The following is a 23,466-nucleotide window of genomic DNA, read 5'->3' as shown; positions in this document are numbered from 1 at the left end:
AAATATGTCCTGGCGACATATGCGAGAGGCGATTGTGGGGGTGGGCGATGTTTTGGTTGTCGATGGCTGTTCTCATCACGGCATTGAGCGTTGAGACGGTCTCCGCCCAAGGGCTGTCGGAGAATAAATTGCTGTCCCGCTGCCGTGCGTTTGGAAACGCCAGTCAAAGAGGTCCGCTAGCTACTTTCAACGAAGGATATTGCGGCGGCTTCGTTGCCGGGATTGCCTTCGTCGACCCGAAGAGTTGCAAGCTCGATGGCGTCTATATCGCCGAAGTAGCTCGCGTCGTCGTGGCGTATATCGACCAGCTGCCCGCCAGACAGCATGAGCCCTTTGCTATACTGGCGACAGCGGCACTGCGCAGCGCGTGGCCGTGCAAGGCCGCCCCATGACGAGCCGTCCGACCATCCTTGCCGGCCTGATGTTCGCCGCCCTGGCGACCGCAGCAACGACAGCGGCTTATTCGCAGGCGACTGCGCCCGGTTCGGCGCAAGGCGACCTATTCGGGTTTGCCTTTAAGCAACCTTTTAGCCCCGTAAACCGGGTGGAGCTGTCGCGACTGGTCGAGGCCTATTGTCGCGAAATCCTCGACGTCGTGCCGACCAACACGCCCGCCGAGGATGCATGGGTAACTGCGGAATCCAAAACGTCTGACATCAATCGAATAACCCGTCTGGTCTCGACCAAGGAATGGGCGCGGTATCAACTCAAGGAAACGTTTTCCGAATGCCTCCAAAAGATAACTTTGCTTCAGCAGGCTCAAGCGAACAATGCGCGTTCGGCAGAGGCAGCCGTATTCATCAGTCTGGCGTTTACGTTCAATCAGGACACTGATCTTGCCGCGTTCGCCAAACGGGTCGACCTGAAATCCGAGCTTTCGGCAAACGTACTCCGCAAGTTTCTAATGATTGCGGCATTGCGGACGCTCGACCGGCTCGACGACAAATGACCGAGACGAGTGCGATCATCGCCCCGACCCGTCCGCATTCTTCTGGAGTTCCGGGATCTGGGACGAGCGGCTCGCCCGCGGCACGTCGCGGATCAGCGCGTGGGTGACGCGGCTCGTAGCTCCCTGGCCAGGCGCCATGTTGGCGCACGTGAAGACATCTCGGTGCCCTGCTGCCCGTTCCAGCTCACAGATTGGGCCGGGCTCCCATCGCCTAGGACGGCCAGCGCATGGCGGCAATGACGTCGGGAGCGTCGCCATAAGCGATGACGAGATCGATGGCCGCGCGCTTGCCAACGTTGCCCTCGGGCGGGCTAGGGGAAAGGGCGCGCAAGGGTTTATTTGTTGAGTCTCGTTCCGTTCCGCACTAGCGGCGATCAGCCCAAAAAGCTCTATTCCTCCTCGTACGGAATGTTCAGCACCTGCCCGCAGGCCTTACAGTGCGACGCGTCGGGATCGTGACGCAGCAGGCCGCAGGTCGGGCAGGGGAAGCGCACCTTGTTCGGACGCAGTACCGCCTTGGCCAGCCCGAAGAACAGCGTCACGCCGAAGATCATGATGGTGACCGAGATGAGCCGCCCGGTGGTGCCCTGCAGCGTGATGTCACCGAAACCGGTGGTGGTCAGCGCCGTGACGGTGAAATACAGCGCGTCCGCATAGTTGATGATGTGCGGATTGCTGGCGTGCTGCGTCTCGTAGACGAAGCCGGTCATCACGAACAGGAACACCACGAAATTGGCGACCGCGATGATGATCTCCTCGTTGTCGCGGAAATACGCCGAGTCGCGACGCAGCCGCGCCAGCAGCTGGTAGCTGCGCAGCAGCCGCAAAGTGCGTACGACGCGCAGGAAGCCCGCGCCCTCGCCCACCAGTGGCGCGAGGAATGACGTGATCGCCGCGATGTCGGCCAATGTGGTCGGGCGCAGTAGGTCGCGCAGGCGGTGGCGGCTGATCAGCAGGCGCGCGCCAAAGTCCGCCAGGATGACGAGGCCGAACACGACATCGAGCGTCTCGGTGACGGCGTTGCCCGGAACGAACGAGGTCGCGACGATGAACAGCAGCGTGACCAGATCGAAAGCGAGCAGCGTATAGCGGAAGTGGTGCGCCCGGCGCGAGTCGCCCTCGTAGAGCTGGCGGATCAATACCTGAGCGCGTCGGAACGGCGGCGTGGCGGTCATTTTCATCCACTCAATACCGCAAGGCGACGTGGCACCGATCTCGCGATTAACGGGCCGATGCGGCGGCACTAGCAGCGTCTGCAATTGTTGGCATCACGAATGCAATTAGCGTTGCGATTCCTATCACGTTCTTCATTGCTTGCTCCTGTTGCGAAGCAGCGCGGCGGCAGCAGAGATGGAAAAGCGTGGAGCGAGTACACTCACCAGCGGTCTTGATGTCGTGCACCGAGTTCCAACGGCACTAGAGGCAGCAGGCGTCGAGTTCCTGAACCGCGGCCAGCCGGTCGTGAGGCTGGCGAAGCTGGACGCCGCCATTCGGTCTCAATCGTAGATGCCGTTTCAATAGAGCAGCAGAAGGCCAACGCCGACGATGTGCGAGCGGAGGCGGCGATTGCTGTGGACCGTGTGCTCGCCGATACCGATGCCACGAAGGAGAAGGTTGAACGCCGGGCGGCGCTGACAGCGGAGCCGGCCGTCATTGCAGCGGCCCGAGGGAAGGGGCAGGGTCGCAAGCGCTAGCGCGAAGATCTGGCCGGAAGCGGGACGCGGGCGATTGCTACTGCCGAGCATCCCATCGCGGCCGGTTCGGCGGATGGAACAAGCGGGGAGAAATGAGGTGATGCTTCGACTGACCTTAGCGATGGCGTTGATCGCCGCTTCAGCACTCGCCGAACCGAGGCACTCCACCGTGGAGCAATGCGCCGCTTGTCATGGCGAAGATGGCATCGCCCGAGATACCGAAGTGCCTCATCTGGCCGGGCAGAATGAACGCTACCTCTTCAATCAGATAATGGCGTTTCGGTTGGGAAAGCGTCCGCACAAGGAGATGCGCTATATGGCCCGTGCGATGACGACAGCGGAAATCGCTGCGCTCTCTGTCTATTATGCGGCGCTCCCGATCCGATAAGCGGGCCCTCACCTTTCATTCTTGAGGTCCAGAGGCAATCTAAGGCTGTGATGGCGGCGCACGTGTCGTGCTCGACATCTATCGACCAACAAGCCAATAAACGATCGCTCGGCCCCCAACCCAGATAATGATGCCCGTGCCAGCGTTTGCTAATCCAAGGGGGTCCTTGTCCAGGCGGGCGAAATAGAGCCAGATGACGATCCAGCGTCGGCCGCCCGCGCGGTCATGGCGGGCGCGAAGACTTCTGGCGCGGGAGGCTTTTATCCGAGCGAACCGTGCGGGCGCAGCGTGTTGAAGATCTGCTCGAAAGCGTCGATTGATTGCTTGCCGCGCTGAGGCGGAACGGAAGCGAAAGAGGCCGTCGTCGCGCGCAGGCGAACGGCCGCTAGGGCATTGTTACGGGAATGGGCGATAGGGTAGGGGCATGCAGCGGATTTCTTATGCCCGTCACCAGTTTCCCCCCGGAGATTGCCGGTCGGCGTCACAACGCTGCCGCCCTACGGCTGGTGCGCAACCTGCTCGAGAAGCATGGCTTGGCTCCCAAGGTGCTGGTGACGGACAAGTTGCGATCCTACGGTGCGGCACGGCGAGAGCTGGGGCTGTCGGCGCGCCATGAGCAGGGCCTGCGCCGTAACAATCGGGCGGAGAACTCACACCAGGTGATCCGACGACGAGAGTGCAAGACGCAGCTCTTCAAGTCGCCGATGTCGGCGCAGCGCTCTCTCTGCGTACATGCCGCCGTCCACAATCTCTTCCACCTTGAGCGCCATCTGATCTCCGGAGCGACGCTGCGCCTCTTTCGGGCGACGGCCGCGCAACAGTGGCAAACCGCGACAGCCGCGACGTAAGCACGGCGTTGCACAGCGCGAACTCCGGATTGTCGGATTCCGGCGACGATGCCCTTACTGCCGTTCGGCGTTCGCTGCCGCTGGCACATCGCATCGACCTCGATCACCAATGGCGTCTGTTTGTGGGCGCGTTCGAGATCGAGACATACAAGCGTCGATCCGAAGCCTATCGTCTCGCTCTTACGCAAGCCCGCTCCCGCCCCGCCAAGGAGACGACGGCCATGGCTGAGAAGCTGACAGCACCGTGGACCGATGAGCAGGTTTCGGCACTCAACCTGTTTCAGGTCGAAACTCGGTTCCACCCCTTCACATGCGGCGGCGACCGAACCGACGACGCGCATCGGGCTTATCAAGCTGAGCAGGGCGGTGACCTCGGGCAACTTGTCGCGACGAACGACGGATGGGTCTGCCCCGTGTGCGGATATCGGCAGCAATGGGCGCACGGTTCATGGCTTCGGCGCCCCGGGATGACCGCTAACCGGTCCGCCGTCCCTGCCACTATGCCGAGCGAGGAGGACGTGGCGCAGGCAATTTACCACAGCAAGTCACGCAACAAGCCGTGGGATGTCCTGACGCACGAGTTCAAGAACCAGTATCGCAAAACGGCCCGCGCCACCCTTGCCGTCTTCGCCCCGATTCAGGCGGAGAAGGAGCGGTTAGATTTCGAGAGCACGAGGCTTGCGATTGAGGCTGACCGCAATGAAGTTGGATTGAAAGCAGCCGAAGCCCGCGCCCTAGCCGCTGAAGCCGCCCTCGATGCGGCAGAGCAAGCCATACGCAACTGCCCGTCTCTCGATGAGAACGGATACATCTGTGAGAAGGCTGCGGCGATTAAAGCCATCCGGGCGCAGGGCAAGTAGCCCGTGACCCGCGCCAACGGCTTTACCATCACCATTGCGGTCATGGCTCTGGTGTTCGTCGGGGTCTATGGGTGGCTGACAGGGGCTCGGCGATACCTCAGAGCAGCGAGGCCTGCGCCGGCCGCGATCAACTTCCGGGTCGCCGCCGTCTTTCTTCACCCGCGCGCCACGATATGGAGCGAGGGCGGTTTCATTGGTTATTCGGCATCTCGGACAGGTCGCGCCCCTTGCGAGAAGTGCCCGGGCAGGCGCGCCAAGGCGCGATCCCGGAGGAATTCGAAGAGCACACCAGGGTGCTATGAGGCCGGAGCGAACCCGCCGTCGCACTTACAACGACTATCCACGCCCCCAGGATGACGACGATTTCTGGACCATCTTTCACCAGGGCTCTACGTCGGCACGATTGTTTAGCAACAAGGCCCGGGCGCCGAGCCTCCCTATTGGATGTGGGTCATTCAAATGCACGCGGGGGGCACGCCAACGGCGTCCGCCAGGTGACACCAACAGATGGTCAGGCTGAAACTCGCGACGCCTGCCTCCCGGCCTTCCGCAAATCCACCTGACCTACATCGGCGACGAAGGTTGGGCCGCCCATGTCGAGCACATCAGATTGCTGGGAACTCGGAGCGGAACGAAGCTTTACTGAGCCCATTAATCGCCCATGAGCCGATTGGTGATACGACGCGAAGACGAACTGAGCGCCGCTTTGGACCAGGCCCCAGATCGGATGGGATTCACCAACAACAGCGACGAAGAGCGCGAGATGGCGGTTTCGCGGACGCCGTGAAGGTCTATAAGGATTCGCTCGATGAAGGGCGTTGGCGCTCCCCTCAGCGCCTGTCCGGAGCGCCTGACCTAAGTCTGAGGGCAGACGGAAAAAATCGTGATGGAGACGGAATACCAAATAGGTGATTTTGTCGATCTCCAGCGAAATTTTGCCGGTGCGCTCCGCCCTGGCCCTTTCGAGATCATCCAGCTTTTGCCGAACTGTAATGGTGAGCAGCATTACCGCGTGCGCGGCCCGGACGACGCGCACCATGTGATCGGCAGATGCGAAATCGAAGAGGTCGCCATCGTACGGTTTCGGCGAAGGCACGCTGAGAAGAGCTGACGAGCCGGCACCTCCGCAGAAATAGGCCGTGCCAAGGAAAGGACGTGGGTAAGCCCCATCAGGCTTCAGGGCAGCTCAGTGACCTCAGCCGCCTCGGCATCTTCGCGCAGGCCCTTGTACGATGCATGCCGCAGCTTGCCATCGTCTGTCCACGCTCGGAACTCGACCTCTGCGACCAGAGCTGGCGTGAGCCAGCGATAGGCCTGGCGACTTCCCTTCACGCTGAGCGCCGGCTTCGGGATAACGAGCTCGTCCATTTGCTTGCGGAGTGCCGTCGCGCTGGCGTGGCTGAAGCCGGTACCGACGCCCCCGACATGGACCAACGCTCCGTCCTTGCGAGCAGCCAGCACCAATCGACCGATGCCGCCGAGCGCAGCGGTGGACGGTTCATAACCCACGATAACAAAGCTTTCCGACTGCACGCACTTCACCTTTAGCCAGTCGCCGCCGCGCCCCGAGCGATACGGAGCCGAGCGGCGTTTCGCGATGATTCCTTCCAGGCCGAACTCACCTGCGAGCTCAAGAAACGGAGCGCCTTCCGTCTTGATTTCCTTGCTGGGCCGGATCGAGCCATGCGGCTGGTAGGCGAGTACACCCTCCAGCATCGCCCGGCGCTCATCGAGGCGGAGCGCGCGCAAATCACGGCCGTTGAGATAGAGCAGGTCGAACGCGTAGAGCATCGCGCTCGCAGCCGATCGCTTGCCGCCCCGCCCGCCAAGGGCCTTCTGCAGGGCGCCAAAGTCGGAAGCGCCGCGCTCGTCGAGCATGACCGCCTCGCCATCGAGGATGGCGCTGTCCAGGCCGAACTCAAGCGCATCGTTTGCGATAGTCGGAAAGCGATTGGTCCAGTCGTGGCCGCCTCGGGTGATGATCTGCACCTTCTTGCCAGGCCCGATATGGACGGCGAGCCGGTAGCCGTCCCACTTCACCTCAAAAGCCCAGTCGTTGCCGGCTGGAGGTTTGCTTTGGAGCAGCGCCAAACAAGGCTCAACGCGTTCCGGCATCGGGTCCACAAATTGATCGCGCTCGGCTTCCCGCCGCCGCGCGAGCGGGTCTTGGACGATATCCGCCGCAGGCGCGCCTCTGACAGCCCGACAGTCACACATTGTACAACCTCCGCAATTAACAGAGTTGTAAAAGACGGGCGGAATGTTTCGTTCCGCTGCAGTGGTCTAAACCTCCTTTTACGGGGTCTGAACTAAAGTAGGGAGTGCTATTCTTTCGCCCTCTGGAGGTAATCCGGCAGATTGTTCGGACCCTAACAGTTTGGCGTATTGGCCCAGATTGGCCTTCCGCGATGGGACGGGCCCTCTTTATAGCCAGTCGCCTGATATCGACGTCGTTGAAGGGGCTCAACGCATGGCGCTCCGGATTGGCAGCCACGGCCGGACGATAGAATCGTTCCGCGTCGGAACTGTTGGGACGCGCCCGTCGTTGGCGCTGAAAGTCCGCGCCACGACGAGGTTGTTCGGTGAGAAAGCTGTTCCTGAAGAACATAGACGAGTATCGCGACGCTGCACGCCGGCTCGACGCAATCGGCAAGATCGAACCCGGTAGCCCGGCTCCCCCCGAGTACGAACTCCTGATGGCCGCGGTGGATTGTTGGGAGGAAACCCACGACGATGGTGAAGCGGTTTCCCTCGACGAACTTGATAGTGACACCGGCGTGAAGAAGCCGAACGAACGCGGCCCCAGGGGCTGAGTGTTTGCCCTGCTGGCGCCCTGTCGTGGATTACCGCTCGATCGGTGCTGCCGGTACATCCGCAGCTCGCTTCCTGATCCGCAGTAGAATGAAGGGCATTGTCACGAGAACGGGCGATTTGAACCTGGCAGGTTAGGGTAGGGGGCATGCAGCCGAGTTCCTACGCCAGTCACCAGTTCGCGCCCGAGCTTATCAAGCACGCCGTTTGGCTCTATCTGCGGTTCGCCTTGAGCTATCGCGATGTCTAGGAGTTGCTGGCGGAGTGCGGCCTCGACATTTCGTATGAGACGATCCGGCGATGGGTCCTCAAATTTGGATGCCACTATGGCCGCAACCTGCGCCGGCTGCGGCCGCAACCGGCAGACATCTGACACCTCGACGAGAGGCGTCCAGGGCCGGCGCCAGTATTTTTGACGAGCCGTCGACAGCGAGGGCGAGATCCTCGACATGCTGGTGCAATCGAGGCGGGACAAGGCTGCCACCCTGCGGTTGATGCGCAAACTGCTCAAAAAGCATGGCTTTGCTCCCAAGGTGCTGGTAACCCTGCTCTGATCGACAATGCTGAAGCGCGCGGTCTCCAAGCGACCGGCCGCGGGATGGATATCCCGCCTGTTGAGTGCCGACTGTTCGAAATCGAGGAGCGTGCTCCCATCGGGGACCACGCAGACGACGCGTGCGACCGGATAAAGCAATAGGCCCAATTGGCGTGGGCTTATCAGCGTGGGGGGCCGCCGACTTCGTTAGGGGGTTACTCACTGCCGTAATGGTCTGGGGGGTTCTCACGCTGGTGAAGCTGGCGCTCCGCGAGCATTGAGCGTTTTTCCGGCTTTGCGTCGATACGGTCAAAGGGCCGGTCACCCGGCGGCAGGCGCCGACCGGGGAAGACGGTGCATTTGATGACGAAATGGATGCCGACTCGGGGTGCATATAAGCCCTGGCGAAAGGTTCGTGCGACGCTGGCGAACGGAGATACGCTCGCCAGATCTAGTTCCGATAAGGCCTGGAAGGAAAGCGGCCGGGTCCATCGCAATGGTAAGCTGCATGACTCGAAAGGCAGCACGAATCTAGCCCAACGGCCTCTACGAAACTCTATTCAGCGGGCATACCACGCTGCGCTAAGCCGTGGCGAAGTCGTCCACGTCGGAGCTCCCAGCCCTGGACGCCCTTAAACGGCAATTGGCTTTGAACTGATGATGCGCTGCAACAATATCAGGGATGCGCCGGTCCCTACAGGCGCGAATTACTCAGAGGAATTATGGATATTATCCGAAAGAGGTACGCAGGCCGTAAGGGAAGTTAAGGAATAAATAACTCGCAACTTGCCTTGTAACTTAACAAAGCGTTAAAGCTTCCCTTAGGGCAGCGATACCCGCTTGCCCCACTATGGGACGCACAGGGAAGCATCCAATGAAAAAAATGACTGTTCTGACGCTCGCGCTGGTGAGCTCGACCTCGTTTGCCTACGCTGCCAGCAACGAGTCTGTCATCGGTCAGATCGGTGCCGAGAATGGCGCCGTCGTCGGCCAGGTGGGCGGGAACAATAAACAGGGAACTCTGCAGGCCGGCTATAAGAACTACGCCGTCACCTCGCAGGCCGCTGCCGGCTCCAGAACGAACGAATCGGCCGTCGGCCAGATCGGCGCTCGCAACACTGCCCAGGTCGGCCAGACCGGCGGCAACAACCGTCAGGGCACGCTGCAGGCTGGCGCTCGCAACTATGCGGCGACGTCGCAGACCGGCGTGAGCACCTCGGGCCGCATGAACAACTCCGGCACCGCACAGTTCGGCTACCGGAATGCCTCGGTTGTCGGCCAGACTGGCGGCAAGAACGACCAGAACACCCTGCAGATCGGCGCCCGCAACAACTCGCTGACGGGCCAGAATACCAACTCGCGCAGCGGCACCAATGGCTCGGCCACGCTTCAGGTCGGATCCGACAACAACGCGACGACCGCGCAGACGTCGACGGGCGCTGCTGGCACCGGGCTCTTCGGGAATGAAGGCAAGGGCGGTGCCAACAATGCGACCACTGCCCAGTTCGGCCGTGGCAACACTGCCTTGACCGGGCAGGCATCGGCCGGAACGGGTAGCAGCGCCTTCATCCTCCCCGGCTCCAACGGCGTCGACAACAATGCTGCTACGCTGCAGGCAGGCCGCAACAACTACGCATCCACCTCTCAGACCGGGGCTCGTCCCGTTCCCGCCGGCACCACGCTGTCCAACGACTCGTTCGTCGGCCAGTTCGGCGCAAACAATGCCGCCCTCGTTGGCCAGACGAACGGCCTCAATGCGCAGGCGACCATTCAGGCGGGACGTGGCAACTCTTCTATCACCTCGCAGGCGAATACTAATGCGCCCTTGTCGGCGAACCAGAACGCAGCGGCGACCTTCCAGGTCGGCGCCCGAAACAGCGCGACCACCAGCCAGGTCGCCAATCCGCTGGCTTTCGGCGTGAACGGTTCGCTGGTCGCCCAGATCGGCGCCAACAACGCTGCCGTGGTCGGCCAGACCGGCCTCCAGGGCATGATCGGCGCCAACCTGCAGCAGACGGTTCAGGTCGGTGCAAGTAACTATGCCTCGACCTCCCAGACCGGCAGCTTTGGTGTAAGCAACTCGTCGCTCACGGCGCAGTTCGGTTACAAGAACGCGGCCGTCGTCTCACAGAAGTAAGTCATCCGGGAGCGGCGGGCCATTCGGCCCGCCGCTTCACCTCGTTCTTGCCCCAAAGTTCTTGCCCAAGCGGAATGCGGCAATGCGGTTTGGCTCATTTCCTCCGGTATCCATTGGGTCGGCGGCAGTGCTCGGCGCTTGCCTCGCTTCGTTTCCTTGCCTCGGTGCACCAATGAAGCCGTTGCCGACCGATATGCCGTTGCAATGCCTGATTCGCGCCGAGGATACCGGTTCGGCGCTTCGGTTGCAGGCGATCGCGCGCGCGCATTCGCCGGTTTCGGGGCAATATCGTCTGTCCATTCTCAAGCAGAGCAGCAGCGGCACGAGCCAGAACATGCAAAGCGGCAATTTCTCCATCGGCTCCGGCCAGGATAGCGTGCTGACCACAGTTCTGCTCGAGCAGGCCGCCATCGGCCACTACGAGGCGTCTCTGTCGCTCGAATCCAATCGCGGGAGCGTTTCATGTATTTCGCCCTGACCGCGCGATTTTCGCGGTGCATCATGGCCGCTGCGGCGGTCCTCATAGCTCAGGCGGTCGCGCTGACGCCTGTTGCGGCCGAGTCGGCCTATGTCGCGCAAAGTCAGGCGGGAGATCGTCTCCCGATACATGCCGTCCCGGTGGCCAATGGACTTTCCGCGGCGCTTACTGCCGCACGCCCGGCTGTGACCGCGCCGCGTCTTGCTCCAGAGGCATCCATAACCGGGATACGCAACTTCGCGCAGACTATACAGATTGGTAACTATAATCAGGTCGCTCAAATACAGAACGGAGCGAACAATCTGTCGAACATCGGTGTTATCGCCGGAAATTCTAACAATGTCGGAGTGTTGCAAGCCGGTAACAACTTACGTTCAAATCTTGTGTTACTAAATACCCAAGGGTTGTCCGTGGGGGTGATACAACCCAACGGGTCGGCACCGATCAACGTGCTGATTGCGCGGCTGCCGAATGGCGGGCTCTTAATCAAGCGTTGAGATAAGATGGTGCAGCGTATGTACTGATTTGGGAGGTAATGTTCTATGGCACTACGGAATGTGGCTACCATTACAATCCTGAGCTGTTGTTTCGGAAGCGTTGCGGCCATTGCGGGGGAGCAGGTTTATCGTCCGACGAATCCCACTTTCGGCGGTAATTCGCTCAATGGCACCTTTTTGCTGTCGACGGCCCAGGCGCAAGGCAAGGGAGCTAAATCCGGCCAGCAATCTCCCGACCTTTCCGGTTTGACCAGCGCTTTGAGCGGCATCGGCAGTGGCGCCAGCCAGGCCCCGATTGTCGTTATCGGCGGCAACGGTCTCCCGGTCGTTCCGGCATCACCCTGAGATTCCTGGCGCTTACATAGGCGCCACTTTACTCATTCAGGTATTGGGGTCATGAATCGGATTTACTCGCAGATTGCGGGCGCGCTGACGCTTGCGCTTGTTACTGGTGGATGCGTCGTCTCAGGCACGAACATCGATCCCATCACGCAACCGGCAACACTGGTTCCCGATACGAAGACCGGAGTCGTTCTTGATCGACTGCCGCCGCCCGCGCAGAAGCTGGACGTTGCTGTCTACAGCTTTCCAGATCTGACAGGTCAGAACAAACCTAACGACAATTTTGCCGAATTTTCTCGTGCCGTCACACAAGGTGGGAGCGCAATACTTTCAGATGTTCTGACGAAGGCCGGTAATGGCGCTTGGTTTAACGTCATCGAGCGTAATGACCTTCAGCCGCTGCTGCAAGAACGCCAGATCATCCAGAACACTAGGACAGCGGTGGAAGGCAAACGCGCTCAAGGATTGCCAGCGCTGCGCTTTGCCGGAATTCTGCTGCAAGGCGGCCTGATCGGCTACGATACGAACGAAACGACTGGCGGCATCGGCGCCAATTATTTGGGGATTGGCGGCAATACCCAGTATCGCCAGGATGTTGTCACCGTGGCGCTCCGGGCTGTCAGCGTTCAGACGGGGCGAGTAGTCGCATCGGTGACCACGACTAAGACGATATATTCGGTGCTCGTCCAAGGCAGCGCATTCAAATTCGCAAAGGTCGATCACATCCTGCAGATGGAAGCGGGGTTTACAAAAAATTCGCCCGCCACCCTGGCCGTTCGCGAGGGCATACAGCTCGCCGTGTATTCGCTCATTTTCGAGGGCGTCAAGGCAAAGCTTTGGGATTTCGCCGATGCGCCGGCCGGCGCTGCCTTTATGCGGGCGCTCGACGAGCAGAAAAAGGCCGTCAATTTCGAGATGGTGACCGAGACGCCTTCGACCGCTGCGCTAGCGCCGCCTCCCGCGCCAACCAAAAGTGCGATGTAACCGCTCGGATTGGCCAAGGCCTCGTGACCCTTGTGCCATGAGGTCTGGATCCGATCGTACCGCGTGATCTCGCAAATCAACCGCGGAATTGCCGCGGGAGAGCATGATTGAAGCGATGCTCGCGCGGGCCAGGCCTCGTTTAGCGTGTCGGCGGACGGGACTGCTGGGTTGCCGTGTGACAGGCTGGATCGGATGTATTCTGCTGGCCGCAGGTCAACGGGCGGCCAACGGACCCGACCGCCGCAGTGCCGGAAACAACCGGCTTGGCCTTGATATCCGACGCGGCCTCGTCGGATATGAACACGCGGCCTTGCGCTTGGCCTATCCTTGCCTCCTCCGCTCGGCTTTGCTGAAGGGATGGGGCGCCGTCTACGCCAACGGGCCGAACAGCGCTGGGTTGAACGCAGCTGACGAGCGCAAGGCCGATGAGTGTGGCCAATCCGAGCCTTGTCGCCTGCATTGGGTCGTTCCTAGCACTGATCCGGGAGACACATATCTGAACGCATGGAGCAAAGGTCAAAAGGCATCATGGGATTTGTACCATGAGAATATATCGCAGCTGAGCGTTGGCGCTAGTGTGACTGACATATGCGCTTCTGAGCTTCTGATGCTACAACCATAAATCAGAGGTGAAGCGACGCGCCTGACGCAGAGGACGGCATCTCTAAAGGCTTCTAAACCTTTTGACGCTATACCGCCGTCATGTTTGGCGCGTGAGGTATGGCCGTGAGAACAATCTGGATGGCGATAGTCGTTGGCTTTGGGATTGGCTTGACGACGTCCGCGGGCCTGGCAAGCGAGGCTTTCATAACCCAGTTCGCGCGCGACCTAACGCAAGGGCGGTTATCACCAGATCGCCACGCCGCATCGGATCTTCTGAGCACGCCGATCTCGTTAAATCAGCTCGCGGCCGTGCCGGCCCCTCAGCATGGTCAGGGTGCCCGCGGCGCGGGGAATTATTCTTACGTATCGCAAGTCGGGTCGTCGAACTCCGCTTCGATCACACAGCAAGGTAGCGGCAGCCACTCGATGGTTGCTCAGCAAGGCCTGAATAATGTCGCACGTGTCCATCAGGTCCGATAGCGAACTTTGGGAGCAAGAACCGGCGAGCCGTTGGCCGATAGCCAACGCGCAGCGCGCCATCGCAGTTTATTAGAGGCCAGGGCCGCAGCCTTGGGATTGACCCGTCACGGCGCGACACTGACCCGCAGTGAACCGATTTTTAGCTCGTCGACACTATCGTCGACCAGCGCTCGTACACTGATCAAACCCGGAGCCTCGACCCGCAGGGGAGCGAAGATCAGGCTTGCAGCCGCCACGATGAATTTAGGCGTGGCTGGCACGTCGCCAAGTTCGTCGATTAGCCGATCCTGCACTGCCGGAGCCGGAGCCTCGATCCGCTCGGTGACGATCGGCTCATCATGTCCCGGGATATAAACACGCGCCGTTATCAGCTTAAATGGCCGAGTAGCGGGCGACAGAATATGCAAGTGCACGCAAAATTTTGGTAGCACGAACGGGAAGGAATCGGGGACGAACATGACGGAGTTATAGCAACCAATAAAGCTAAGCTTACCGCTCACTTCATTGCGTATGTCGTCGCAGAAAATCGAATAGCCGTATCGGTCCATCGAACTACTTTGCTGGAATGCGTGGCGTCACGATCCGTATCTGGGGCCGGGACGGTAAAGTCGAACTGTTGGTGGAGGCGCCAACCATGGTCGGCGCATTGCTGATCAGGGTCGACGCTTCCGGCAAGTGGTTTTGGCCAGTCTTTTCAACTCGCGCCTTCAATTCAAAGTTTATCTCACGATCTAGCGCCCAAGCGAGATCCGAAACTGCACGCAACGTCAGTCCGCTAGTTCCTGCGAGTTGATTATTGAGCTCCGATCGCGGAATGCGGAGTTTTTGAGCCAGAGACTGCTGAGACGTCCCTTTCAGCCTTTCTTCTACGACTGCCTTCAATAATTCACTTTGAACACCCCCAATGAAGCGACTTGCCTTGCTTGCTCTGGCGCCTATATCAAAGCGAAAGAACTTCACGAGGATCTATCCCCTCTACACAAAGTGCATCCTCCATCCCTAGCTCCCGCCGAATACGTCGTACCTCTATGCGGTAGCCGCGGTAAAGATCGTGATCCTTGATACGGTCGGCCCAATCCCCGAAAACGGCGACATAACAGTCTTTAACCATAAACCAGCCGAATATTCGGAGGTCTGCCGTTTTTAATTCCCAAACGGCATACTTCTCTGCCTTAATGAATCGATACTGTCTAGAATAAATCAGTTGGCGACCACTCGCGAACGTGTAGAAGAGGTGATCAAGTTGCTCGGACGGCGATAAATCCGCTGAGAGTGCAGAAGCTTCCCCAGCGTTCAAGCGCTCTTGAAGCCAATCGACGAAATTGGCTGTTCCATAGAGCAGTCTTAGTGGCTGCTCGTCCGCCTTCAAACCAATCTCGATGGGAATTATTACCCCTGCTGTCACAAGCTCGCGAATGCGATCGATCGCGCTCAATGGAAGCCTGCGCGGGAGGAGTTGACCTCGGCCAACTTTGCTCTGCGCGGAGCGGCACGTGGGCCAAGCGAGAGTTTAAGGCTGGCCAATGCGTATGCCACGGCGCATTGAATGGCTCTGTTCTGCATCATCATCCCCCGGCGATCGCGATTGAGTGCAGCAAGCTAGACCCGTTATCATCGCGGCGAAATTGAGCAGAGAACGAGCTAACCAGCAATGCTCTTGTCCGCCCTCGCCATTTGGTCGCGAGCGCGATCCCGACCGAGTCCTCGCTGGCCTTCCTCGGGCTGGGCGATCCCAATGTGATGAGCTTGGGCACGATGATAGGTGCCGGCCGCGGCCACCTTCGCACCGCTTGGTATCTGACGGCCATACCCGGCGTCGCCATCCTACTCACCGTGCCGCCATCAACCTGATCGGCGAGGGCCTGAACGACGCCCTCAATCCACGGCTGCGCAATCGCTGACGCGGAACAATAGCCACTGAAAGATTTACCGGCGCCTGGGTCCGAAGGGACAAGGCGCCCAACACAACAGGTGCGAAAGGGAAGCGACGCGATGGATGTGATCATCCGCAAGGGAACGGTCGTCAGCACGGCCGGGCTCGCGAAGGTCGATATCGGCATTGCCGACGGCAAGATCGTGCACATCGGAAGCAGCTTCCTGGAAGCGGCGCGGCACAACGCCATGGACTACTCCTCCTATGAGGGGCACAGCGTGAAGGGCCTGCCGCGCACGGTGCTGCTGCGCGGCAAGACGGTCGTCGAGAGCCGCGATTATGTCGGTGAGCCCGGCGAGGGCCGCTTCCTCAAGCGGGCGAGCTATCCGGCCGCGCCACTTTCCGTCTCTACGGGTTGTGAGGGATGGCAAAACCCACCCAGGCGGAGGAGCTGTTCGACGCGGAGCTCGCGGATTTGCCGCCCGAGATGCGCTGGCGCGAATGGATGGGGCGGGTCGAGGCTGTGATCTTCGCTTCCCCCAAGCCCGTTGGCCGCGAAACCCTGGTGCGTGTTGTGGGCCGGGACTGCAGCATCGATCTGTTGATCGCCGACATCCGTGACGAATTGCGTGGGCGCCCTTACGAACTCGTCTCTGTCGCCGGCGGCTGGCAGCATCGCACAAAGAAGAGCTATGCCGCCGCGATCCGGACCGCGACCGGGCTTGGCGGAGCCGACAGCAAAGCCCTGTCGCAGTCCGAGAGCCTGGTGCTGCTCTGCATTGGCTACTTCCAGCCGATCACTCGCGCGGAGCTCGGCGCCGTCTTTGGCAAGGAGGTCAGCCGCGACACGATCGGCCATCTGCGCAAGCTCGGCTTTCTCGCCGCCGGCCCGCGCAGCCCGCAGCCGGGCGCACCCTACACCTAAGTGACGACGCCGGCCTTCCTCTCGGAATTCGGGTTTGAGACGCTGCGCGATCTACCGGATTTCGAGAAGCTCGAGGATGCCGGCCTGCTCAGCAAGGAGCGCTTGCTAACCGGCGACATCCCCATCTCGATCCTAGATTCCGCTCTGCCACCCGCGAATCCCCTCAGCGAAGACTCGTGAAGCGGACTTCGTTGGCTGGGCGATCAGAGGGTTTGAAGCTGATCTGCCGAGGTGCGACCTGAGCGCTTGTCCTGGGCAAGCTCGAACGACACCTTCTGACCATCGCGCAGCTCGCGCAGACCCGCTCGCTCCACGGTACTAATATGCACAAAGACATCCTGCCCGCCTTGATCCGGCTGGATGAAGCCAAATCCCTTCGTCGCATTGAACCATTTCACAGTACCGGTCGCCATCGCAGATTACTCCTAGTAAGACGCAGCATTTTCAATGCCGGCGCGTTCTGACGCAACCCCTCAGGTGCCTGGGAGGAGACGTAAGCCCGTCAATCTCCCCCCTAAGACTTCCTGAAGTTCGGGTACCGGCGCTCTGCGATTGGAAAGGGCGATGATGGCCCCTTCCCGACTCAGGCAGCCTGATTGACGCGCAAAGTGCGCGGTCGCAATGCACCATTCACAGCTCAGCTTTTGTCGAGATCTCGCGCGCGAGATCGGCCAGATAGCCGCATTCGGCGGCGGATTCATTGTCCCACCACATCGCGCAGAGATTGTGGGACGGGATCGGCGGCCTGGTCTCGAGCACACGCAGGGCAAGGTCGTCGCCCGAGACCCTGATCATCTCGCGCGGGATCAGGGCCGCGCCGGTGCCGGCATTGGCGAGCCTGGCGATCACAGTCAGCGGATTGCAGGTGTTCATGCGGTGGGGTTTGAGCCCTTTTGTGCCGAACCACATCTGGATCGTTGTGAACAGGCCCGAGGGCGAGCTATTGGTAAAGATCGGCAGATCGACGAGATTCTCCGGCGTGGCGACATCGCCGTCGAAGGGCAGGTCCTTGCCGATGACCCAGACGAGATCGATCAGCCAGAGCGGCACGATGGTGATGCCCTCATGCGCGCGCGGCTGCGACAGGAAGGCGATATCGATCGAGCGATCGAGCAGGAGCTGTTCCAGCCGCGTGCTGAAATCCACGGTGACGTCGACCTGCAAGGCCGCGTGGCGAGCCGCCAACGCCGCCAGCAGATCCGGCAGGATCAGCGCCGCAAACGAGTCGGCGGCGCCGATGCGCAGCAGGCCGCGACCCGGCAGCGCGTCCTTCGAGCGGCGCTGGACCTGATCGGCATGGGCGAGCATGCGCTCGACATCGGCATAGATCGCGCTGCCCAACGTCGTCGGCACCGGCCGGTACAGCGCGCGGTCGAACAACTCTCCGCCGAGGATGCGCTCCAGCTCCTTGACGCGCAGGCTAACGGTGGGCTGGGCGAGATTGAGATGCGTTGCGGCGGCGCGGAACCCTCCGAGCCGGGCCACCCAATAGAATGCCTCGGCCTGACCGAAGGTGTAGCGCATGGGCAAAGACGATAGTGGGCGGCTATCGAGACGCCAAGAGTTCTTATTTTCATTGGTCTTTGCGCGGGTGTTACGCTTCTCCCCGTTGAGCGCCACGTCCGACGATGCGCGCTGCCAAGGCTTCGCCAGCCAAAAGGGGATGTTCGATGGTCAATCTACCGACGGATCGCCGACAATTTCTAACAGCGAGTGCCGGTGGCGCGCTGGCCGCGCTGTTGCCGTCCAGCCTGCTCCACGCCCAGCCGAACGCCGGAAAGACGCTGACGATTGTCCTGCCGAGCAATCCGATCACCATCGACCCGATCAACCAGCTCAATCATGACGCGATGGTGTTGGGCCAGACCGTCTTCGAGAACCTCGTCGAGTTCGATGTCGATGGCGTGCTGAAGCCGCAGCTTGCCAAGGCCCTGCCGACGATCTCGGCCGACAAGAAGACCTACACCTTCGAACTGCGCGACGACGTCACGTTCCACAACGGCAAGAAAATGACGGCCGAGGACGTGAAATACTCGTTCGACTACCTGCTCGACGCCAACAACAAGGCGCTGCGCCGGCCGCTCTTCACCAAGATCGCCAAGGTGACGGTGCTCGATCCGCTCAAGGTCCAGGTCGAACTGTCCGAGCCCTATGGCCAGTGGGTCTACTTCCTGACGAAATACATGGGCGTCTTCCCCGCCGGCTCGCGCAAGGAGCATGGCGACGACTATTTCAAGTCCAAGCCCGTCGGCATGGGCACCGGCTTCGGCATGTTCGAGGAGTGGAAGCCCAACGACTATATCAGCTTCAAGAAGAATCCGAATTACTGGCGCAAGGGCCTGCCGGCCTGGGACCGTCTCGTCGTCAAGATGATCCCGGAGGATGCGACGCGCGTCGCCTATCTCCTGACCAACCAGGTCGACATCATCAGCGCGCCGCCGGCACGCGAATTCAACCGCCTCAAGACCATGCCGGGCGTCACCGGCGCCTCCCGCCCGACGCTGGGCGGCGCGCTGCTGATGTTCACCAACAACCTCAAGCCCCCGCTCGACGATCTCAACTTCCGCAAGGCGCTGTCCTGCGCCATCGACCGCAAGGCGATCGGCGACAAGGTCTATTACGGGCTGCTCGATCCGTCCGCCGTGCTCGCGCCGCCCCGCGGTTGGTGGTTTAATGCCGCGGCCGACAAGGAGCTCGGCTTCGATCTCGACCGCGCCAAGGAGTTCCTGGCCAAGTCGAAATACCCGACCGGCGCCGAGATCGACATCTCGATCCAGGCCGAGCCCTATCTCCTCGACACCAAGGACGCGGCGATCTTCCTGCAGGCGCAACTCGCCAAGATCGGCGTGAAGATCAATCTCAAGGTCTACGAGTTCTCGGTGCTGATCCAGCAGATCGCGCGCGGCGAGCACCAGATGGCGATGCAGGTCTTCATGTCGCCGGGCGAGGCGACCTACATCATCGCCAACACGGTGATGCCGGGACAGTTCCTGTCGAAGAGCACCGGCTATGACAACCCCGAGCTCAATGCGCTGATGGCGACATCTTTCGCCGAGACCGACGAGGCCAAGCTCAAGGACCTCTACGGCAAGATGCAGGCGATCCTGGCCCGCGACGCGCCGATCGGCGTGCTCGGCTTCGTCCACGCCTCCAATCTCTGGCGGCAGGGCGTGAAGGACTTCACGGTGAACCAGGCGCTGACGATGAGCGTCGGGGACGTGAAGCTCTAGGGTCCAGCTCGAACTCCAGAACCGCCGTCATCCCGGACGCAGCGAAGCGGAGATCCGGGGTCCATCATAGGGGATCGTCGCGCCCTGTGATGGATCCCGGGTCAAGCCCCGGATGACGGCACCGGTTCCGGGGCCCATCCTGATCTGGCCGCTGGTCACCAAGCTTTAGGACACAACTGCCCATGCTTCGCCTCGTCGCCGGCCGGATCGTCTCGTCCATCGGCACCTTGCTCTTCGTCGGCTTCGCGCTGTTTGCCCTGACGCGGGCCGGTCCGGGTTCTCCGGCCCGGATCGTGCTCGGTGCGGATGCGACCGCCGCGCAGCTGGCGCAGTTCGAACAGGCGAACGGGCTCGACCGCCCCTTCCTGACGCAATACGGCGCCTGGCTTTCCGACATCCTGCATGGCGATTTCGGACGGTCCTTCGTGACCGGCCGCGATGTCGGCACCGAGATCGTCAACGCGCTTCCGGTGACCTTGTCGATCGTGCTCTTCGCCTTCGCGGTTGCGCTCGTCTTCGGTGTAGGCATCGGGATCGCGGCGGCGCTGCGCCCCGGCGGCGTGTTCGATCGCGGGGCGCGGCTGCTGTCGGTGCTGGGGCTGTCGGTGCCGGCCTTCTGGCTTGGCATCGTGCTGATCCGCTTCATCGCGGTCGATCTGCGCTGGCTGCCGCCCGGTGGCTATGCGCCGCTTTCCGCCGGCCTCGGCGCCCATCTCCAGACCATCCTGATGCCGTCGGTCTCGCTCGCTGTCTACTATGTCGCCGTGCTCGCCCGGATGACCCAGGCCAGCCTGCAGGAGACGCTGCGCGGGGACTATGTCCGCACCGCCCGCGCGATGGGGCTGTCCTCGCCGAGAGTCGTGATCTACGCGCTGATCAACGCGCTGCCGCCGGTGGTGAACCTGGCCGCCCTGTCCTTTGGCTACATGTTCGGCTGGGCGCTGATCATCGAGCAGGTGTTCAACGTGCCCGGCCTGTCGCGCGCTCTGTTGAACGCGATCTCGCAGCGCGACTTCCTGCTGCTCCAGGGCATCGTCTTCCTGTTCACGGTGATCTTCGTGCTGGCGAACCTCGCCGCGGACCTCGTCAACCGCGTGCTCGACCCACGCCAGCGGGTCACCGCATGAGGGGGCTTTCGTCGACGCTGCGCCTGATCGACTGGACCGGCTGGCTTGGCGGTATGATCGTCGTCGTCATGCTCGGCGCCGCTATCTTCGCGCCGCTGGTCGCACCTTACGATCCCGTCGCGCTGAGCATCGAGGATCGCCTGCTGGCACCCGACATGGCGCATTGGCTCGGCACCGACCAGGCCGGTCGGGACGTGCTGAGCCGAATCATCTACGGCGCGCGGGCTTCACTGGCCGTGGGCATCGGCGCCGTCGTCATCGGAGCGCTGATCGGCGTCTCGGCGGGGCTCTTCTCGGCCTACAAGGCAGGACTTGGCGAGCAGCTCGTGATGCGCATTGTTGACGGTGTCGCCTCGATTCCCCTGCTGGTCTGGGCGATCGCGATCGTCGGCATCCTCGGCGTCGGGCCGGTGCGTGTCGGGCCGCTGGTGTTGCCCAACGAGGTGAAGATCGTCTTGCTGATCGGGGTGTTGTTCTCGCCGGTCTTCGCCCGCGTGACCTATGCAGTGGCAAGCCGCGTCGTCGGCGCCGATTACGTACGAGCACGCTCTCTCCAGGGCGCGACGCATTGGGAGATCGTCACCGGCGACATCCTGCCCAACTGCCTGTCGCCGATCATTGTGCAGGGGACGTTGCTGGTCGCGATCGGCATCGTCGTCGAAGCGTCGGTCTCCTTCGTGGGCCTCGGCGTACAGCCGCCGCAGGCGAGCTGGGGCTCGATGCTGTCGGATGCGCGCAGCGCGATCTATTCCGGCGAATGGTGGCTGCCGGTGTTTCCGGGGCTGGCGATCTCGATCACCGTGATCGGCTTCAACCTGCTCGGCGACGCGGTGCGCGAGCTGTTCGATCCGCGCAGCGAAGCCAGGACACTGGTCGCATGAACGGGCCCCTGCTCAGTGTCGAGGGCCTTCGCGTTGGCTTTCGCGACGCGTCGGGCGGCGTCATCGAGGCTGTCCGCGGCGTCGATTTCGCCGTCGCGGCAGGAGAGGCTGTCGGCATCGTCGGCGAATCCGGCTCCGGCAAGAGCCTGAGCATGCTTGCGGTGATGCGCCTGCTCGGCGCGCCGGCGCGCACCACCGGCGGGCGCGTGATATTCGACGGGAAGGATCTGCTTGGCGTCGACGAGGCCCGCATGCGCGCCATTCGCGGCCGCGACATCGCCATGGTGTTCCAGGATCCGCAAAGCTCGCTCAACCCGGCGCTGACCATCGGCCGGCAGATCACTGATGTCGTACGGGCCCATCGGCAGGTCTCCTCCGGTGAGGCCCGGCGGATCGCCGCCGAATCGCTGGAGCGCGTCGGCATCCGCGATGCTGGCAAACGGCTCGATGCGTATCCGCACGAATTTTCCGGCGGCATGCGCCAGCGCGCCCTGATCGCGATGGCGATCGCCTGCCGCCCGCGCCTGTTGATCGCCGACGAGCCGACGACGGCGCTCGACGTGACCGTGCAGGCCCAGATCGTCGACCTGATCGCGGAGCTGCGGCGCGATCTCGGTATCGCCGTCATCTTCATCTCGCACAACCTCCAGCTTGTCGCCGAGATCGTCGACCGCGTCGTGGTCATGTATGGCGGGAAGGTCGTCGAGAATGGCCCCGTCGAGGCGATCGAGCTCACCCCCCGCCACCCCTATACCGGCCTGCTCCAGGCCTGCGTGCCGAGCCTGACCGGCCCTGTCGGCCCGCTGGTGGCGATCGAGGGTGCGCCGCCGCGTCTGGGCCGCATGCCGCAGGGCTGCCCATTCTCGCCGCGCTGCCCGCGTGTCGTCGAGGCCTGCGCCGAGGAGATGCCGCCGCTGGAACTTGAAGCCGACCGCCGCTTCGCCTGCTGGAGGCCGCAATGACCGGCCCGATCCTGTCTCTGCGCGACATCACCAAATCCTATGCCCAGGGCAGCGCCTTTGACCGCCTGCTCGGACGCGACACGCGTTTTGTGGCGCTCGACGGGGTCTCGCTGGAGATCGGACGCGGCGACGTCGTCGGCATCGTCGGCGAAAGCGGTTCTGGCAAATCGACCTTGGCCAACATCGCCGTGGGGTTGATCAGGCCGACAGCGGGCGAGGTGCTGCTCGACGGCAAGCCACTGTCAGCCTTGATGCGCGACCATGGCGGTCCCTGGCGGCGGCGCATCCAGATGGCGTTCCAGGATTCGAGCAGCGCGCTCAATCCGCGCAAGACGGTGAGCCGCTGCCTGACCGAGACGCTGGCGCTGCGCGGCATACCGAAGCTTGAGCGCGAAGACGAGGCGTTGGCGATGCTGGCGCTGGTCGGGCTGGGCGCGGAGCTCGCGCCACGCCTGCCGCATGAACTTTCGGGCGGCCAGCGACAGCGCGTCGGGCTGGCGAGGGCACTGGCGATGAAACCGGACATCCTGATCGCCGACGAACCGGTCTCCTCGCTCGACGTCTCGCTGCAGGCGCAGGTCATCAACCTGCTGAGCCGGCTGACGCGTGAGCTCGGCCTGACCTTGCTCTTCATCAGCCATGACCTCGCGCTGGTGCGCACGCTGTGCTCGCGGATCATCGTGATGCGCAAGGGCAAGGTCGTCGAGCAGGGGCCGTGCCTCGATGTGCTCGACGCGCCGTCCCACCCCTACACGCAGCTCCTGATCGCCGCCGTGCCGAAAGGCATCAAGGGGCGTCGCGGCCACATGGCGGCGACCCCAGTTAGTCCCTCCCGCGAAAGCGTCGGCTGATCTCTCCTCCG

Annotated in this window: 26 protein-coding genes and 3 pseudogenes; 21 read left to right on the top strand and 8 right to left on the bottom strand. The window is 62.0% G+C overall.

Annotation, left to right across the window (positions count from 1 at the left end; all coding sequences use genetic code 11):
- The first annotated feature begins 62 nt into the window (after nt 1–62).
- Both NWE53_RS27800 and NWE53_RS27795 read left to right on the top strand, forming a co-directional pair.
- A complete protein-coding gene (locus tag NWE53_RS27800; RefSeq protein ID WP_265055446.1) occupies nt 63–392 on the top strand; it encodes a Rap1a/Tai family immunity protein in 330 nt (109 codons plus the stop codon).
- Nucleotides 389–949 carry a hypothetical protein gene (locus tag NWE53_RS27795; protein WP_265055445.1) on the top strand — a complete coding sequence of 187 codons (561 nt, stop codon included), beginning with the start codon at nt 389–391 and terminating at the stop codon, nt 947–949. Before NWE53_RS27800 ends, NWE53_RS27795 begins: the two co-directional genes overlap by 4 nt.
- 389 nt (nt 950–1,338) lie before the next feature.
- On the opposite strand, the gene NWE53_RS27790 is transcribed toward NWE53_RS27795, so the two are convergent.
- Complete coding sequence (locus tag NWE53_RS27790; protein ID WP_265055444.1) at nt 1,339–2,124, bottom strand: ion channel; 786 nt, start codon at nt 2,122–2,124, stop codon at nt 1,339–1,341.
- Between the two features lie 619 nt (nt 2,125–2,743).
- On the opposite strand from NWE53_RS27790, the gene NWE53_RS27785 reads away from it, so the two are divergent.
- The 3 genes from NWE53_RS27785 (at nt 2,744) to NWE53_RS27775 (ending at nt 4,739) form a co-directional block, all read left to right on the top strand.
- Nucleotides 2,744–3,031: a c-type cytochrome gene (locus NWE53_RS27785; protein WP_265055443.1), complete on the top strand. Its 288-nt coding sequence runs from the start codon at nt 2,744–2,746 to the stop codon at nt 3,029–3,031.
- A 440-nt stretch (nt 3,032–3,471) separates the two neighbouring features.
- Entirely contained in the window at nt 3,472–3,879 is a 408-nt protein-coding gene (locus NWE53_RS27780; RefSeq protein ID WP_442865092.1) for a DDE-type integrase/transposase/recombinase, read from the top strand.
- Entirely contained in the window at nt 3,852–4,739 is an 888-nt protein-coding gene (locus NWE53_RS27775; protein WP_265055442.1) for a hypothetical protein, read from the top strand. The genes NWE53_RS27780 and NWE53_RS27775 overlap by 28 nt, the downstream gene beginning before the upstream one ends.
- 511 nt (nt 4,740–5,250) lie before the next feature.
- Here the strand turns inward: NWE53_RS27775 and NWE53_RS27770 are convergent.
- Both NWE53_RS27770 and ligD read right to left on the bottom strand, forming a co-directional pair.
- Nucleotides 5,251–5,778 (bottom strand): hypothetical protein, encoded by a 528-nt coding sequence (locus NWE53_RS27770; RefSeq protein WP_265055441.1) that lies wholly within the window; start codon nt 5,776–5,778, stop codon nt 5,251–5,253.
- Nucleotides 5,779–5,915: 137 nt separating this feature from the next.
- Nucleotides 5,916–6,830: a non-homologous end-joining DNA ligase gene (ligD, locus tag NWE53_RS27765; protein ID WP_265055373.1), complete on the bottom strand. Its 915-nt coding sequence runs from the start codon at nt 6,828–6,830 to the stop codon at nt 5,916–5,918.
- A gap of 491 nt (nt 6,831–7,321) precedes the next feature.
- Here ligD and NWE53_RS27760 point away from each other — a divergent pair, with 491 nt between their 5' ends.
- The 8 genes and pseudogenes from NWE53_RS27760 (at nt 7,322) to NWE53_RS30130 (ending at nt 13,606) form a co-directional block, all read left to right on the top strand.
- Nucleotides 7,322–7,552: a hypothetical protein gene (locus NWE53_RS27760; protein ID WP_265055440.1), complete on the top strand. Its 231-nt coding sequence runs from the start codon at nt 7,322–7,324 to the stop codon at nt 7,550–7,552.
- A gap of 146 nt (nt 7,553–7,698) precedes the next feature.
- Nucleotides 7,699–8,095: pseudogene (locus NWE53_RS27755) on the top strand (IS6 family transposase); the annotation flags it as partial.
- Nucleotides 8,096–8,959: 864 nt separating this feature from the next.
- On the top strand, nt 8,960–10,222 hold the full coding sequence (locus NWE53_RS27750) for a hypothetical protein (RefSeq protein ID WP_265055439.1): 1,263 nt from the start codon (nt 8,960–8,962) through the stop codon (nt 10,220–10,222).
- 172 nt (nt 10,223–10,394) lie between these two features.
- On the top strand, nt 10,395–10,700 hold the full coding sequence (csgH, locus tag NWE53_RS27745; RefSeq protein ID WP_265055438.1) for a curli-like amyloid fiber formation chaperone CsgH: 306 nt from the start codon (nt 10,395–10,397) through the stop codon (nt 10,698–10,700).
- On the top strand, nt 10,685–11,197 hold the full coding sequence (locus NWE53_RS27740) for a hypothetical protein (protein WP_265055437.1): 513 nt from the start codon (nt 10,685–10,687) through the stop codon (nt 11,195–11,197). Before csgH ends, NWE53_RS27740 begins: the two co-directional genes overlap by 16 nt.
- A 45-nt stretch (nt 11,198–11,242) precedes the next feature.
- On the top strand, nt 11,243–11,542 hold the full coding sequence (locus tag NWE53_RS30135; RefSeq protein WP_265055436.1) for a curli assembly protein CsgF: 300 nt from the start codon (nt 11,243–11,245) through the stop codon (nt 11,540–11,542).
- Between the two features lie 51 nt (nt 11,543–11,593).
- Complete coding sequence (locus NWE53_RS27730; RefSeq protein WP_265055435.1) at nt 11,594–12,523, top strand: CsgG/HfaB family protein; 930 nt, start codon at nt 11,594–11,596, stop codon at nt 12,521–12,523.
- 720 nt (nt 12,524–13,243) lie between these two features.
- Complete coding sequence (locus tag NWE53_RS30130) at nt 13,244–13,606, top strand: curlin repeat-containing protein (protein ID WP_442865091.1); 363 nt, start codon at nt 13,244–13,246, stop codon at nt 13,604–13,606.
- A gap of 104 nt (nt 13,607–13,710) precedes the next feature.
- On the opposite strand, the gene NWE53_RS27725 is transcribed toward NWE53_RS30130, so the two are convergent.
- The 3 genes from NWE53_RS27725 to NWE53_RS27715 are packed head-to-tail and all read right to left on the bottom strand — an operon-like array spanning nt 13,711 to nt 15,041.
- Entirely contained in the window at nt 13,711–14,154 is a 444-nt protein-coding gene (locus NWE53_RS27725) for a DUF6941 family protein (RefSeq protein WP_265055434.1), read from the bottom strand.
- Between the two features lie 4 nt (nt 14,155–14,158).
- Nucleotides 14,159–14,566 carry an XRE family transcriptional regulator gene (locus NWE53_RS27720; RefSeq protein ID WP_265055433.1) on the bottom strand — a complete coding sequence of 136 codons (408 nt, stop codon included), beginning with the start codon at nt 14,564–14,566 and terminating at the stop codon, nt 14,159–14,161.
- Complete coding sequence (locus tag NWE53_RS27715) at nt 14,547–15,041, bottom strand: hypothetical protein (RefSeq protein ID WP_265055432.1); 495 nt, start codon at nt 15,039–15,041, stop codon at nt 14,547–14,549. Before NWE53_RS27715 ends, NWE53_RS27720 begins: the two co-directional genes overlap by 20 nt.
- 212 nt (nt 15,042–15,253) lie before the next feature.
- Between NWE53_RS27715 and NWE53_RS27710 the strand changes: the two are divergent.
- The 3 genes and pseudogenes from NWE53_RS27710 to scpB all read left to right on the top strand — a co-directional run.
- Nucleotides 15,254–15,507 (top strand): annotated as a pseudogene (locus tag NWE53_RS27710) (ABC transporter permease); the annotation flags it as partial.
- Nucleotides 15,508–15,598: 91 nt separating this feature from the next.
- Entirely contained in the window at nt 15,599–16,006 is a 408-nt protein-coding gene (locus NWE53_RS27705) for a hypothetical protein (RefSeq protein ID WP_265055431.1), read from the top strand.
- A pseudogene (scpB, locus tag NWE53_RS27700) lies at nt 15,904–16,584 on the top strand (SMC-Scp complex subunit ScpB). Before NWE53_RS27705 ends, scpB begins: the two are co-directional and overlap by 103 nt.
- Before the next feature lie 23 nt (nt 16,585–16,607).
- Here scpB and NWE53_RS27695 read toward each other — a convergent pair.
- Together NWE53_RS27695 and NWE53_RS27690 are read right to left on the bottom strand one after the other, a co-directional pair.
- Nucleotides 16,608–16,817, bottom strand: coding sequence for a cold-shock protein (locus NWE53_RS27695; RefSeq protein ID WP_265055430.1), 210 nt, complete (start codon nt 16,815–16,817; stop codon nt 16,608–16,610).
- A gap of 217 nt (nt 16,818–17,034) precedes the next feature.
- A complete protein-coding gene (locus NWE53_RS27690) occupies nt 17,035–17,928 on the bottom strand; it encodes a LysR family transcriptional regulator (protein WP_265055429.1) in 894 nt (297 codons plus the stop codon).
- Nucleotides 17,929–18,074: 146 nt separating this feature from the next.
- Between NWE53_RS27690 and NWE53_RS27685 the strand changes: the two genes are divergently transcribed.
- From NWE53_RS27685 to NWE53_RS27665, 5 genes are all read left to right on the top strand, one after another.
- Nucleotides 18,075–19,634: an ABC transporter substrate-binding protein gene (locus NWE53_RS27685; protein WP_265055428.1), complete on the top strand. Its 1,560-nt coding sequence runs from the start codon at nt 18,075–18,077 to the stop codon at nt 19,632–19,634.
- Nucleotides 19,635–19,816: 182 nt separating this feature from the next.
- Nucleotides 19,817–20,761, top strand: coding sequence for an ABC transporter permease (locus NWE53_RS27680; RefSeq protein ID WP_265055427.1), 945 nt, complete (start codon nt 19,817–19,819; stop codon nt 20,759–20,761).
- A complete protein-coding gene (locus NWE53_RS27675; RefSeq protein ID WP_265055426.1) occupies nt 20,758–21,642 on the top strand; it encodes an ABC transporter permease in 885 nt (294 codons plus the stop codon). Before NWE53_RS27680 ends, NWE53_RS27675 begins: the two co-directional genes overlap by 4 nt.
- Entirely contained in the window at nt 21,639–22,604 is a 966-nt protein-coding gene (locus tag NWE53_RS27670; protein WP_265055425.1) for an ABC transporter ATP-binding protein, read from the top strand. The genes NWE53_RS27675 and NWE53_RS27670 overlap by 4 nt, the downstream gene beginning before the upstream one ends.
- A complete protein-coding gene (locus NWE53_RS27665) occupies nt 22,601–23,455 on the top strand; it encodes an ATP-binding cassette domain-containing protein (RefSeq protein WP_265055424.1) in 855 nt (284 codons plus the stop codon). Before NWE53_RS27670 ends, NWE53_RS27665 begins: the two co-directional genes overlap by 4 nt.
- Nucleotides 23,456–23,466 lie beyond the last annotated feature (11 nt).

This window comes from Bosea sp. NBC_00550 (assembly GCF_026020075.1).
Lineage (GTDB): Bacteria > Pseudomonadota > Alphaproteobacteria > Rhizobiales > Beijerinckiaceae > Allobosea.
The sequence above is the reverse complement of the archived record's forward strand: the minus strand, read 5'-3'. Positions and strand labels throughout refer to the sequence as shown.

Coding starts and splice junctions, on each gene's coding strand:
- NWE53_RS27800 (WP_265055446.1), top strand. CDS start 63: ATGGCTGTTCTCATCACGGCATTGAGCGTTGAGACGGTCTCCGCCCAA.
- NWE53_RS27795 (WP_265055445.1), top strand. CDS start 389: ATGACGAGCCGTCCGACCATCCTTGCCGGCCTGATGTTCGCCGCCCTG.
- NWE53_RS27790 (WP_265055444.1), bottom strand. CDS start 2,124: ATGACCGCCACGCCGCCGTTCCGACGCGCTCAGGTATTGATCCGCCAG.
- NWE53_RS27785 (WP_265055443.1), top strand. CDS start 2,744: ATGCTTCGACTGACCTTAGCGATGGCGTTGATCGCCGCTTCAGCACTC.
- NWE53_RS27780 (WP_442865092.1), top strand. CDS start 3,472: ATGCCCGTCACCAGTTTCCCCCCGGAGATTGCCGGTCGGCGTCACAAC.
- NWE53_RS27770 (WP_265055441.1), bottom strand. CDS start 5,778: ATGGTGCGCGTCGTCCGGGCCGCGCACGCGGTAATGCTGCTCACCATT.
- NWE53_RS27750 (WP_265055439.1), top strand. CDS start 8,960: ATGAAAAAAATGACTGTTCTGACGCTCGCGCTGGTGAGCTCGACCTCG.
- csgH (WP_265055438.1), top strand. CDS start 10,395: ATGAAGCCGTTGCCGACCGATATGCCGTTGCAATGCCTGATTCGCGCC.
- NWE53_RS27740 (WP_265055437.1), top strand. CDS start 10,685: ATGTATTTCGCCCTGACCGCGCGATTTTCGCGGTGCATCATGGCCGCT.
- NWE53_RS30135 (WP_265055436.1), top strand. CDS start 11,243: ATGGCACTACGGAATGTGGCTACCATTACAATCCTGAGCTGTTGTTTC.
- NWE53_RS27730 (WP_265055435.1), top strand. CDS start 11,594: ATGAATCGGATTTACTCGCAGATTGCGGGCGCGCTGACGCTTGCGCTT.
- NWE53_RS30130 (WP_442865091.1), top strand. CDS start 13,244: ATGGCCGTGAGAACAATCTGGATGGCGATAGTCGTTGGCTTTGGGATT.
- NWE53_RS27725 (WP_265055434.1), bottom strand. CDS start 14,154: ATGGACCGATACGGCTATTCGATTTTCTGCGACGACATACGCAATGAA.
- NWE53_RS27705 (WP_265055431.1), top strand. CDS start 15,599: ATGGATGTGATCATCCGCAAGGGAACGGTCGTCAGCACGGCCGGGCTC.
- NWE53_RS27695 (WP_265055430.1), bottom strand. CDS start 16,817: ATGGCGACCGGTACTGTGAAATGGTTCAATGCGACGAAGGGATTTGGC.
- NWE53_RS27690 (WP_265055429.1), bottom strand. CDS start 17,928: ATGCGCTACACCTTCGGTCAGGCCGAGGCATTCTATTGGGTGGCCCGG.
- NWE53_RS27685 (WP_265055428.1), top strand. CDS start 18,075: ATGGTCAATCTACCGACGGATCGCCGACAATTTCTAACAGCGAGTGCC.
- NWE53_RS27680 (WP_265055427.1), top strand. CDS start 19,817: ATGCTTCGCCTCGTCGCCGGCCGGATCGTCTCGTCCATCGGCACCTTG.
- NWE53_RS27675 (WP_265055426.1), top strand. CDS start 20,758: ATGAGGGGGCTTTCGTCGACGCTGCGCCTGATCGACTGGACCGGCTGG.
- NWE53_RS27670 (WP_265055425.1), top strand. CDS start 21,639: ATGAACGGGCCCCTGCTCAGTGTCGAGGGCCTTCGCGTTGGCTTTCGC.
- NWE53_RS27665 (WP_265055424.1), top strand. CDS start 22,601: ATGACCGGCCCGATCCTGTCTCTGCGCGACATCACCAAATCCTATGCC.